Source organism: Pseudomonas sp. OE 28.3 (genome assembly GCF_014268205.2).
Lineage (GTDB): Bacteria > Pseudomonadota > Gammaproteobacteria > Pseudomonadales > Pseudomonadaceae > Aquipseudomonas > Aquipseudomonas edaphica.
In genome coordinates this window covers 5034065-5046058 of the sequence record NZ_CP077082.1, presented here as the reverse complement: position 1 = coordinate 5046058, position 11994 = coordinate 5034065, and the positions used below count along the sequence as shown (strand labels likewise).

Annotated in this window: 6 protein-coding genes; 4 read left to right on the top strand and 2 right to left on the bottom strand. The window is 61.1% G+C overall.

Features of this window, described 5'->3' with window-relative positions:
- Positions 1-63 precede the first annotated feature (63 nt).
- Both xdhB and xdhA read right to left on the bottom strand, forming a co-directional pair.
- Complete coding sequence (xdhB, locus tag HU759_RS22525; protein ID WP_186617204.1) at positions 64-2451, bottom strand: xanthine dehydrogenase molybdopterin binding subunit; 2388 nt, start codon at positions 2449-2451, stop codon at positions 64-66.
- Positions 2444-3892, bottom strand: coding sequence for a xanthine dehydrogenase small subunit (xdhA, locus tag HU759_RS22520; RefSeq protein WP_186617203.1), 1449 nt, complete (start codon positions 3890-3892; stop codon positions 2444-2446). The genes xdhB and xdhA overlap by 8 nt, the downstream gene beginning before the upstream one ends.
- 280 nt (positions 3893-4172) lie before the next feature.
- Here xdhA and HU759_RS22515 point away from each other — a divergent pair, with 280 nt between their 5' ends.
- The 4 genes from HU759_RS22515 (at position 4173) to ligA (ending at position 11922) form a co-directional block, all read left to right on the top strand.
- Positions 4173-4832 (top strand): GntR family transcriptional regulator, encoded by a 660-nt coding sequence (locus HU759_RS22515; protein ID WP_186617202.1) that lies wholly within the window; start codon positions 4173-4175, stop codon positions 4830-4832.
- A gap of 2 nt (positions 4833-4834) precedes the next feature.
- Positions 4835-8323, top strand: a complete 3489-nt coding sequence (gene smc, locus HU759_RS22510) for a chromosome segregation protein SMC (protein WP_186617200.1) — start codon at positions 4835-4837, stop codon at positions 8321-8323.
- A 284-nt stretch (positions 8324-8607) separates the two neighbouring features.
- Positions 8608-9477: a cell division protein ZipA gene (zipA, locus tag HU759_RS22505; RefSeq protein ID WP_017134785.1), complete on the top strand. Its 870-nt coding sequence runs from the start codon at positions 8608-8610 to the stop codon at positions 9475-9477.
- Positions 9478-9564: 87 nt separating this feature from the next.
- The gene (gene ligA, locus HU759_RS22500; protein ID WP_099548813.1) at positions 9565-11922 is read left to right on the top strand and encodes an NAD-dependent DNA ligase LigA; all 2358 of its coding nucleotides are present in this window, start codon (positions 9565-9567) and stop codon (positions 11920-11922) included.
- Positions 11923-11994 lie beyond the last annotated feature (72 nt).

Here is an 11994-nt window from a genome sequence, read left to right as displayed (position 1 = left end):
CTGCGTCACAACAGCGGACGCAGAGCGTCCAAGGCGGCATTCCCACGCAGAGCGTGGGAACGATCAAGCCAGTTCAGTCTCAACGGCTTTTGCAGCGCTCAACTGCCGCATCTGCTCACAGCCCCACAACACTCGCTCCGGCGTCGCCGGCGCATCAATCTTCGGCTGATGGCGATAGTCACCCAAACTTGCCACGGCATCCTTGATCGCACACCAAGAAGCAATCCCGAGCATAAACGGCGGCTCGCCCACGGCCTTGGAGTGGAACACCGTGTCTTCCGGGTTTTTGCGGTTTTCCACCAGCTTCACACGCAAATCCAGTGGCATGTCCGCCACGGCCGGGATCTTGTAGCTGGCCGGGCCGTTGGTCATCAGCTTGCCCTTGTTGTTCCACACCAGCTCTTCCATGGTCAGCCAGCCCATGCCCTGGATAAAGCCGCCTTCGACCTGGCCGATGTCGATGGCCGGGTTCAGCGAGGCGCCCACATCGTGGAGGATGTCGGTGCGCAACATCTTGTATTCGCCGGTCAGGGTGTCGACGATCACTTCGCAGCAGGCCGCGCCGAACGCGAAGTAATAGAACGGCCGGCCACGTGCCTGGCTGCGGTCGTAAAAGATTTTTGGGGTTTTGTAAAAGCCGGTGCTCGACAGCGAAACCTGAGCGAAATACGCCTGCTGGATCAACGCCTCAAAGGTCAGGATCTGATCGCGCACGCGCACATGGCCGTTGTGGAACTCCACGTCCGCTTCACTCACGTCGTACTTGCGCGCGGCAAATTCCACCAGGCGCTGCTTGATGGTTTCGGCAGCGTTCTGCGCGGCCTTGCCGTTCAAGTCGGCACCGCTGGAGGCGGCGGTCGGCGAGGTGTTGGGCACCTTGTCGGTGTTGGTGGCGGTGATCTGCACGCGGTCGATCTCGACCTGGAATATTTCAGCCACCACCTGCGCGACCTTGATGTTCAAGCCCTGGCCCATCTCGGTGCCGCCGTGGTTCAGGTGGATGCTGCCGTCGGTGTAAATGTGGATTAACGCGCCAGCCTGGTTGAGGAAACTGGCGGTAAACGAAATACCGAATTTCACCGGCGTCAGCGCCAGGCCTTTTTTCAGAATCGGGCTGTGGGCGTTGTACAGGCGGATCGCCTCGCGACGCTCGGCGTACTGGCTGCTGGCTTCAAGCTCGGCGGTCATTTCTTCGAGCATGTTGTGCTCGACGGTCTGGTAGTAGTGGGTGACGTTGCGCTCGGTCTTGCCGTAGTAATTGGCCTTGCGCACCGCCAACGGGTCCAGCGCCAGATGACGCGCAATGGCGTCCATGACTTCTTCGATGGCCACCATGCCTTGCGGGCCGCCAAAGCCGCGATACGCTGTGTTGGACGCGGTGTTGGTCTTGCAGCGGTGGCCGTTGACGGTGGCGTCGCCCAGGTAATACGAGTTGTCGGAGTGGAACATGGCGCGGTCGACAATCGAGTTGGACAGGTCCGGCGAACAGCCGCAGTTACCTGCCAGGTCCAGATTGATGCCGTGCAGGCGGCCGTTGTCGTCAAAGCCCACGTCGTATTCGATATAGAACGGGTGGCGCTTGCCGGTCATCAGCATGTCTTCGACACGCGGCAGGCGCATCTTGGTCGGCTGGCCGGTCAGGTGCGCGACCACCGCGCACAGGCACGCGGGGCTGGCGGCCTGGGTTTCCTTGCCGCCAAAACCCCCGCCCATGCGGCGCATATCCACGACGATTTTATTCATCGACACGTCGAGCACTTCGGCCACCAGCTTTTGCACTTCGGTGGGGTTTTGCGTGGAGCAGTAGACGATCATGCCGCCGTCTTCGGTGGGCATTACCGAGGAAATCTGGGTTTCCAGGTAGAAGTGTTCCTGGCCGCCGATATGCAGGGTGCCCTGGATACGGTTTTTCGCGGTGGCCAGTGCGCCCGCCGAATCACCGCGTTGGTGGGTGTGGCTGTCGAGCACAAAGTGCTTCTTGCGAAAGGCCTCGACCACGTCCAGCACCGGCTCCAGGTCTTCGTATTCGATCACCGCCGCCAGGGCCGCTTTGCGCGCGGTTTCCAGGTCGCGGGCGGCCACGGCCAGCACCACTTGGCCGACAAACTGCACGGTGTCGATGGCCAGTAACGGGTCGCCGGGCATCAATGGACCAATGTCTTTGAGGCCCGGCACATCTTCATGGGTGATGACGATACGCACGCCGTCAAAGGCGTAGCAGGGTGCGGTGTCGATGCTGATGATGCGCGCATGGGCGCGGTCGGACATACGCGCGTACAGGTGCAACTGGTTAGGAAATTCCAGGCGATCATCGATGTACTGCGCTTCACCGCTGACATGCTTGGCGGCGCTGTCATGCTTGACGCTGCGGCCGACCCCGGTGGTCAGGTCCTGGGCAAACAGCTCGGCGAGTTCGGCCTGAGTTTTAACGACGGCGTGATGGTTAGACATAAGCGGTCACCCGAGTCTCGATGTGCGGTGTTTGCAGTTCGATGAAGTATTTGCGCAGCAGGTTCTGCGCGCTGAGCAGGCGGTATTCCTTGCTGGCGCGGAAGTCTGACAGCGGGGTGAAATCCTGGGCGAGGGCGGCGCAGGCTTTCTCCACCGTGGCGGCGTTCCAGGTGGCGCCCACCAATACGGTTTCGCAGCTTTTCGCGCGCTTGGGCGTGGCGGCCATGCCGCCAAACGCCACGCGGGCGTCGCTGATCACACCGTTGTCGAGCTTCAGGTTGAAGGCGGCGGACACGGCGGAAATATCATCGTCCAGGCGCTTGGAAACCTTGTAGGCGCGGAACAGCGCGTGGCCCTTGGGCACGATGATCTTCTCGATAAACTCACTGTCCTGACGCGCAGTGACACGGTAATCGATGAAGTAATCTTCCAGCGCCAGGGTGCGACGGGTGTTGCCCTTGCACAGCACGATCTGCGCGCCGAGCGCGATCAGCAGTGGTGGCGAATCGCCGATGGGCGACGCATTGCCGATATTGCCGCCCAGCGTGCCCTGGTTGCGGATTTGCAGCGAAGCGAAGCGGTGCAGCAAATCGCCGAAGTCCGGGTATTCGTGGTGCAGCGCGCTGTAGCAGTCGGACAGCGGTGTAGCCGCGCCGATTTCCAGGCGGTCGTCGAACGACTCGATGCGTTTCATCTCTTCGATGTTGCCCACGTAGATCATCACCGGCAGCACGCGGTGAAACTGCGTGACTTCCAGCGCCAGGTCAGTGCCGCCCGCCAGCAAACGCGCCTGCGGGTAGGCGTCGTAGAGGTCGGCCAGGTCGGCAACGGTGAGCGGCACCAGGCAGCGTTTGTCGCCGCTGTTGAGTTCACCGGTTTGCGTGGGCGCGATGGCTTTGAGCCGGGCGATGGTCTCGGCCTGGCGGCTGTCGAACTGATCAGCCGGCTTGTTGCAGCAGGCCTGTTCGGCGGCGGCGAGGATCGGTCGATAACCGGTGCAACGGCACAGGTTACCGGCCAGGGCTTCATGGGCTTTCTGGCTATCGGGGGCGTCGCTGTTCTTTTGCAGGGCAAACAGCGACATCACAAAGCCTGGGGTGCAAAAGCCGCATTGCGAGCCGTGGCACTCGACCATGGCCTGTTGCACGCTGTGCAGTTGGCCTTGATGCTTGAGGTCTTCGACGCTGATCAGCTGTTTGCCGTGCAATGACGACACAAACGTCAGGCAGGAATTGAGGCTGCGATAGCGGATCTGCTCCGCGCCTTGAGTGTCGGTGTGCAATTCGCCGACCACCACGGTGCATGCACCGCAATCGCCGCTGGCGCAGCCTTCCTTGGTGCCGGATTTGCCCAAATGCTCGCGCAAATAGTTGAGCACGGTCAGGTTGGGGTCCAGGGCGTGCTCGCTACGGAGTTCCTGGTTAAGTAAAAACTGGATCACGGAAGGCCTCGCAGACTCATTATTGTTGTTAACCGCTTTGCGCCGAATCTAGTCATGTCTGACTTTTCGGTCAACGATTTTCTGACCAGAAGGTCAAGAAATTGCGATCGCAACACTTTTAATTATGGTCCAGTCTTCTGGAACCGGTGTTTTTGCTGGCTTTTGGCTTTTCATCGCTGCTTATTTCATGCCAAATTCGCGCCTGTGGGCGTAGCGCCATCAGCCAGCCAATGCGCTACACTGCCGCGCTTGTACCGATAGAAGATTTTGAAGGGAAAACATGACGTTCAAGGCGCCGGACAGTCTCGCCGAGCAAATTGCTCACCACCTCGCCGAACGTATCATTCGCGGCGATCTCAAGCCTGGGGAGCGGATCCAGGAACAGAAAGTCACGCTGGCACTCAATGTCAGCCGTGGCTCCGTGCGTGAAGCTTTGCTGATCCTCGAGCGCCGCCACCTGATCGCGATCCTGCCGCGCCGTGGCGCCCACGTCACCGAACTCACCGCGCACAAGGTGCAGAGCCTGTGCACGCTGATGGGCGAGATGTACATCCTGCTCGGCAATTCGGTGGCTGAGGGCTGGAAGGTCCAGGCTGACATGGCGCCGTTCCTGCAGATCCAGCAACGCCTGATGACCAGTTTCGAACGTGAGGACGTGCGTGCCTTCGTCGAAGAAAGCTTCAGTGTGATGCGCGCCGCGTACCCCTTCGCCAACAACCCGTACTTGCAGGAAACCGTCGAAAACCTGCAGCCGGCGATGAACCGTGCCTATTACCTGGCCCTGGACCAGCGCAAGGCGGAGATGAGTGAGTACCTGGCGCTGTTCGAGCAGCTGCTCGCGGCGGTGCTCGCCCGTGATCTGCCGCAGATCCGCCAGGTACTGTCGGCCTACTGCGAGCGCAGCAGCTCGTTGGTCATCGCTGCGTTGGCGGGCGCCTAAACGTGCGGCTCAAGTGCATCAAACTGGCGGGGTTCAAATCCTTCGTCGACCCGACCACGGTGAACTTCCCCAGTAACATGGCGGCGGTGGTCGGGCCCAATGGCTGCGGCAAGTCGAACATCATCGACGCCGTACGTTGGGTGATGGGCGAGAGCTCGGCAAAAAACCTGCGTGGCGAGTCGATGACCGACGTCATCTTCAACGGCTCCACCAGCCGCAAGCCGGTGAGCCAGGCCAGCATCGAACTGGTGTTCGACAACTCCGACGGCACCCTGGTTGGCGAATACGCCGCTTACGCGGAAATCTCGATTCGCCGCAAAGTGACGCGCGACAGCCAGAACAGTTACTTCCTCAACGGCACCAAATGCCGTCGACGCGATATCACCGACATTTTCCTCGGCACCGGCTTAGGCCCGCGCAGCTACTCGATCATCGAGCAGGGCATGATCTCCAAGCTGATCGAAGCCAAGCCCGAAGACCTGCGTAACTTTATCGAAGAAGCGGCCGGCATCTCCAAGTACAAGGAGCGCCGTCGCGAGACCGAAAACCGTATCCGCCGCACCCACGAAAACCTTGCCCGCCTCACCGACCTGCGTGAAGAGCTGGAGCGTCAACTGGAACGCCTGCACCGTCAGGCCCAGGCCGCCGAGAAGTACCAGGAATACAAGGGCGAAGAGCGCCAGCTCAAGGCGCAGCTCTCGGCCCTGCGCTGGCAGGCGCTGAATGATCAGGTCGGCCAGCGCGAAGCGATCATTGGCACCCAGGAAATCAGCTTCGAAGCGCTGGTGGCCGAGCAGCGTAATGCCGACGCGAGCATCGAGCGCTTGCGTGACGGTCACCATGACCTGTCCGAGCGCTTCAATCTGGTGCAGGGGCGGTTCTACTCGGTAGGCGGCGATATTGCTCGGGTCGAACAGAGCATCCAGCACGGCCAGCAGCGCCTGCGCCAGTTGCAGGACGATTTGAAAGAAGCCGAACGCGCGCGGCTGGAAACCGAGTCGCACCTGGGCCACGACCGCACCCTGCTGCTGACGTTGGGCGAAGAGCTGGACATGCTCACGCCCGAGCAGGAAATCACCAGCGCCGCCGCCGAAGAGGCCGCGGCCGCCCTGGAAGAAGCCGAAACCACCATGCACGGCTGGCAGGAACAGTGGGACGCTTTCAACCTGCAATCCGCCGAGCCGCGCCGCCAGGCTGAGGTGCAGCAATCGCGCATCCAGCAACTGGAAACCAGCATGGAGCGCCTGGCCGAGCGCCAGCGCCGCATGCAGGAGGAGCGCGCGTTGCTCGCCGCCGACCCGGAAGACGCGGCGATCATGGCGTTGAGCGAACAACTGGCCGAAAGCGAAATGACCCTGGAAGAGCTCGAGGCCAGCGAAGAACAGCAAGTGGAGCGCCTGGAGCAATTGCGTCAGCAACTGCAACAGGCGACCCAGGCCCAGCAGCAGGCCCAGGGCGATTTGCAGCGGCTGAACGGGCGCCTGGCGTCGCTTGAAGCCTTGCAGCAGGCAGCGCTGGACCCAGGCACCGGCACCGCCGAATGGCTGCGTGACCAACACCTGGCCGAGCGCCCGCGCCTGGCCGAAGGCTTAAAAGTCGAAGCGGGTTGGGAGTTGGCGGTCGAGACCGTGTTAGGTGCCGACCTGCAAGCCGTATTGGTGGATGATTTTGGCGGTTTCGACCTGGCCGGTTTTGCCCAGGGCGATTTGCGTTTGCTCAGCCCCGCCGTCGATGGCACGCGAGTGCCGGGCAGTTTGCTCGACAAGGTTGAGGCCGCGATCGATCTGGCGCCGTGGCTGGGCCAGGTCAAACCGGTTGAATCATTGGAGCAAGCCTTGTCCCAGCGTGGCCAATTGGGCGCCGGTGAAAGCCTGATCAGCCGAGACGGTTACTGGGTTGGCCGGCACTTCCTGCGCGTGCGTCGCGCCAGTGAGGCCGAGAGCGGCGTATTGGCCCGTGGCCAGGAAATCGTCAACCTGAGCGCCGAACGCGAAGAACGCGAGGCCACCCTCGAAAGCCTGGAAACCGAACTGCAAACCCTGCGTGCCACTCAGCGCCAACAAGAGACTGGCCGCGAACACCTGCGCCGCCTCTTGCAGGACGAAGCGCGCCAGCAAGGCGAATTGAAAGCCCAGCTGTCGGCGAGCAAGGCCAAGGCCGAGCAACTGACCCTGCGCCGCACCCGCCTCGACGAAGAAGTGGCCGAGATGGGCGAGCAGCGCGCCCTCGAACACGAGCAGATCGGCGAAGCGCGCCTGCACTTGCAGGAAGCCCTCGACAGCATGGCGCTGGATACCGAGCAGCGCGAACTGCTGCTGGCCCAGCGCGACAGCCTGCGTGAGCGCCTCGATCGCGTGCGCCAGGAAGCCCGTCAGCACAAGGATCACGCCCACCAATTGGCCGTGCGCCTGGGCTCGTTGCAGGCCCAGCACACCTCCACGCGCCAGGCGCTTGAGCGTTTGGAGATGCAGTCCGAACGCCTCACCGAAAAGCGCGAGCAACTGAGCCTCAACCTGGAGGAGGGCGAGGCGCCGCTGGAAGAGTTGCGCCTTAAGCTCGAAGAGTTGCTCGACAAGCGCATGACCGTTGACGAAGAACTCAAGACCGCGCAAATCGCCCTGGAAGACGCCGACCGCGAACTGCGAGACGCCGAGAAACGCCGGACCCAGGCCGAGCAGCAATCCCAACTGATTCGCGGCCAACTCGAACAGCAACGCATGGAATGGCAAGCCCTGACCGTGCGCCGCAAAACCCTGCAAGACCAGTTACTCGAAGACGGCTATGACTTGCACGGCGTGCTCAATACATTGACCGCCCAGGCCAATGAAAAAGACGCCGAAGAAGAACTTGAGCGCATCGCCGCGCGTATCCAGCGCCTGGGCGCGATCAACTTGGCGGCCATCGACGAATACCAGCAACAGTCCGAGCGTAAACGTTATCTGGATGCTCAAGACGCCGACCTGGTCGAAGCGCTGGACACTCTGGAGAACGTGATCCGCAAGATCGACAAGGAAACCCGTAATCGCTTCAAAGATACCTTTGATCAGATTAATGGCGGTTTACAGGCGTTATTCCCGAAAGTTTTCGGTGGCGGCAGCGCCTACTTGGAACTGACGGGCGAAGATCTACTCGATACAGGGGTGACGATTATGGCGCGGCCCCCGGGCAAGAAGAACAGCACCATCCATTTGTTGTCCGGTGGCGAAAAGGCACTCACGGCATTGGCCCTGGTATTTGCGATCTTCAAGTTGAACCCGGCGCCGTTTTGCATGCTCGACGAAGTTGACGCGCCGCTGGATGACGCTAACGTTGGACGCTACGCTCGATTGGTTAAAGAGATGTCCCAGACCGTGCAGTTCATCTATATCACCCACAACAAGATCGCCATGGAAATGGCCGATCAGTTGATGGGCGTGACGATGCATGAGCCGGGTTGTTCGCGGTTGGTGGCGGTGGATGTCGAAGAAGCGATGGCGATGGTGGACGCCTAGCGGCGAGTTGCAAGCTGCAAGTGTGTGAGGCTATAGCTTGCAGTGTGTAGCTCACAGTTGGCGGCTTGCGTAAGAGATCTCCCATGTCGCCGAAAGATGGCAAACCGATACATTTCGCGCCAACTGTGTAAAGTTATCGAAGGTCGTGCTAGTTTATTGTCAATTCCTCGTATGCGTGGGCAAAACGTCAGTCAGAACATAGAGTTGGCGCCACGTTTTAAAGCGGTTTGGACGTTGCTAAACCCCTTATTTTTCAGCATTTTTTATTAGAGGCACGGGATTACATGGAAATCGGTCTGCGCGAGTGGCTGATCGTCATCGGCATTATTGTCATTGCCGGTATTCTTTTTGATGGCTGGCGCCGCATGCGCGGTGGCAAGGGCAAGCTCAAATTCCGTTTGGACCGTAACCTGTCCAACTTGCCCGACGACGACGGCAGCGCCGAGCTGCTGGGGCCGCCTCGTGTGCTGGATAACCATAAAGAACCACAACTGGACGAGCATGACTTGCCGTCGATGAGTGCGCCGGTGCGTGAAGCCCGCGAACCGTCGTCCAAGCGTGGCAAGCGCGCCAGTGCCGCCGTCGCCGAGCCGCATCAGGGCGACCTGAACCTCGACGTCGATGAAGGCCCGAGCTTCAGCAGCCGCGACGACGATTTCCCGGATGAAAATATCGGCAAGGCATCCAGTGCGCCGCGCCAATCGGTCAACGACCAGCCGGCTGCCGAAGAAGTCTTGGTGATCAGCGTGATCTGCCGCGACGCCGCCGGCTTCAAAGGCCCGGCACTCTTGCAGAATATCCTCGAAAGCGGCCTGCGTTTTGGCGAGATGGATATTTTCCACCGCCACGAAAGCATGGCCGGTAACGGCGAAGTGCTGTTCTCCATGGCCAACGCGGTCAAGCCGGGCACTTTCGATCTGGACGATATCGACTTGTTCAGCACCCCGGCGGTGAGCTTCTTCCTCGGTTTGCCAGGCCCGCGTCACCCGAAACAAGCGTTCGACGTGATGGTGGCTGCTGCGCGCAAACTGTCCCAAGAGCTCAACGGCGAGCTCAAGGACGACCAACGCAGCGTGCTCACTGCCCAGACCATCGAGCATTACCGTCAGCGCATCGTCGAGTTCGAGCGTCGCGCCCTGACACAGAAACGCTGAGGTTCGATCTTAAGCGTTGCCTGTAGAATCCGTGCACTAACATATTGAGCAGCTTCGGCTGCTCTTTTGCTTTATGAGAGAACACCCATGACCGCCGCCCACACCCGCATTCTCGAACTGCGCGCTGAACTGGATCAGCACAATTACCGCTACCACGTCCTCGACGAGCCGAGCATTCCGGACGCCGAGTACGACCGGTTATTCCATGAGCTAAAGGCTCTGGAAGCCGAGCACCCGGATTTGGTGACGCGTGATTCGCCGACGCAGCGGGTTGGCAGTGCGGCGCTGTCGGCGTTCACCCAGGTCAAGCACGAGATTCCGATGCTCAGCCTGGGCAACGCCTTTGATGAAACCACCATGCTCGAATTTGATCGCCGGGTTACCGAAGGTCTCGACCTGCCGGTGGGCGATCTGTTTGGCGGCGGCGCAGCGGTGGAATACAGCTGCGAGCCCAAGCTCGATGGCCTGGCGGTCAGCCTGTTGTATCAGGACGGCGAGCTGGTGCGCGGTGCCACGCGCGGCGATGGCACCACCGGTGAAGACATCAGCGTCAACGTGCGCACGGTGCGCAATATCCCGTTGAAACTGCACGGCAGCGGCTGGCCGGCGACCCTGGAAGTGCGCGGCGAAGTGTTCATGTCCAAGGCTGGCTTCGAGCGCCTTAATGCCTCGCAACTGGAAGTGGGCGGCAAGACCTTCGCCAACCCGCGTAATGCCGCCGCAGGCAGCTTGCGCCAGCTGGACTCGAAGATCACCGCCAGCCGCCCGCTGGAGTTTTGCTGCTACGGCGTGACTACCGACATCAGCGACACCCATATCGGTAACCTGCAGCAATTGCAGAAGTGGGGCATGCCCATCAGCCATGAGCTGAAGCTGGCCAAGGGCATTCAGGATTGCCTGGCGTACTACCGCGATATCGGCGAGCGGCGTAACAGCCTGCCGTACGAGATTGACGGCGTGGTGTTCAAGGTCAACAACATTGCTTCCCAACGTGAGCTGGGCTTCCGCGCCCGCGAACCACGCTGGGCCATCGCGCATAAATTCCCGGCCATGGAAGAGCTGACCGAGCTGCTCGATGTGGAATTCCAGGTCGGCCGCACCGGTGCTGTAACGCCGGTGGCGCGCTTGAAGCCGGTCAAGGTCGCGGGTGTGACGGTGTCCAACGCAACCTTGCACAATATGGATGAAGTGGCGCGCCTGGGCTTGATGATCGGCGACACTGTGATCATTCGCCGTGCCGGTGATGTGATCCCGCAAGTCGTCTCGGTGGTCACCGAACGCCGCCCGGAAAACGCCCGCGCCGTGCACATTCCGCAAAGCTGCCCGGTGTGCGGCTCCCATGTGGAGCGCACGCAACTGGTCAAGCGCAGCAAGGGCAAGGAAACCGTCAGCGAAGGCGCGGTTTACCGCTGCGTCGGGCGCCTGGCCTGTGGCGCGCAGCTCAAGCAGGCGATCATCCATTTTGTGTCGCGCCGCGCCATGGACATTGACGGCCTGGGCGACAAAACCATCGAGCAGTTGGTGGATGAAAAGCTTATCGGCTCGCCGGCTGACCTCTACAAGCTCAAATACGAGCAGATCATCGACCTGGAAGGCTTTGCCGATATTTCCAGCAAGAAGCTGATTGCCGCCATCGAAAACAGCAAGACTCCAACCCTGGCGCGGTTTATCTACGCCTTGGGCATTCCGGACGTGGGCGAAGAGACGGCCAAGGTGCTCGCGCGCTCGCTGGCGTCCCTGGAGCGCGTGCAGCAGGCCTTGCCGGAAGTGCTGACGTACTTGCCGGACGTGGGCCTTGAAGTCGCCCACGAGATTCACAGCTTCTTTGAAGACAGCCATAACCAGGAGGTGATTGGCGCGCTGCTGTCGCCGGATGAATGCGGCCTGCAGTTGCAGGATCAGGGCGACCTGAGCGCCGAGTTTGCCGCCAGCACCACCCTCGGCGGCCTGCTCGACAAGCTGCACGTGCCCAGCGTAGGGCCTGGCGCCGCGCAAAAACTGGCCGACAAGTTCGTAAGCCTCGAAGGCGTAATCAAGGCCGACTGGCTGGATATGCGCCAGGCGTTGCCCGAGAAGCAGGCCAAGGCGGTGCGCGAGTTTTTTGATAACCCGGACAATGCCCACCGTGCCCTGGCCATCGAGCAGCAGCTCAAGGACTTCGGTATGCACTGGCAGAGCGAGAAGAAGGTCGTCGAGGGCTTGCCGGAAGCGGGGCATACCTGGGTGCTGACCGGCTCTCTTGAGCTGATGAGCCGTGATGTGGCCAAGGACAAGCTCGAAAGCCTGGGCGCCAAGGTGGCAGGTTCCGTCTCGGCCAAGACTCACTGCGTGGTTGCCGGGCCGGGCGCGGGTTCCAAGTTGGCCAAGGCCACCGAGCTGGGCCTCAAGGTGCTGGACGAGGAGGCCTTCGTCGCCTTCCTGGCCAGACACAACATCAGCGTCTGACGATCGTTCCCACGCTCCGCGTGGGAATGCAGCCCTGGACGCTCTGCGTCGGCTCTTGAACCTCGTGACGCA

Bases quoted from the DNA above. Each gene is read 5' to 3' on its own strand.
- xdhB (WP_186617204.1), bottom strand. From the start codon at position 2,451: ATGTCTAACCATCACGCCGTCGTTAAAACTCAGGCCGAACTCGCCGAG.
- HU759_RS22515 (WP_186617202.1), top strand. From the start codon at position 4,173: ATGACGTTCAAGGCGCCGGACAGTCTCGCCGAGCAAATTGCTCACCAC.
- zipA (WP_017134785.1), top strand. From the start codon at position 8,608: ATGGAAATCGGTCTGCGCGAGTGGCTGATCGTCATCGGCATTATTGTC.
- ligA (WP_099548813.1), top strand. From the start codon at position 9,565: ATGACCGCCGCCCACACCCGCATTCTCGAACTGCGCGCTGAACTGGAT.